1 protein-coding gene is annotated in these 284 nt (G+C 60.9%); it reads right to left on the reverse strand.

The window, feature by feature from the left end:
* On the reverse strand, positions 1 to 284 hold a 284-nt coding region (locus tag AAEZ05_RS28240; protein WP_350649872.1), incomplete at both ends, for an efflux RND transporter permease subunit.

Consider the following 284-nt stretch of genomic DNA (forward strand, 5'->3'; position numbering starts at 1 on the left):
CCGGGTCATACACCCGACGCGCACTGCGCATGACGAAGTTTTCTTCTTCCTTGACCTTGCCGGTGACGAACAACGCAATCGCCGCCGGTACGAAGGTCACCGACAGAATCATCGCGCCGAGCAAGGCAATCACCACCGTGAAAGCCATGGGGTGGAACATCTTCCCGGCCACGCCCGTGAGAGCGAAGATCGGCAGGTACACCACCATGATGATCAACTGCCCGAAGATCAGCGCACGTCGCGCCTCCTTGGCCGCGGCGAACACTTCGTGCAGGCGCTCACTG

Origin of the sequence: Pseudomonas sp. HY13-MNA-CIBAN-0226 (assembly GCF_040310305.1) — a bacterium.
Lineage (GTDB): Bacteria > Pseudomonadota > Gammaproteobacteria > Pseudomonadales > Pseudomonadaceae > Aquipseudomonas > Aquipseudomonas gregormendelii.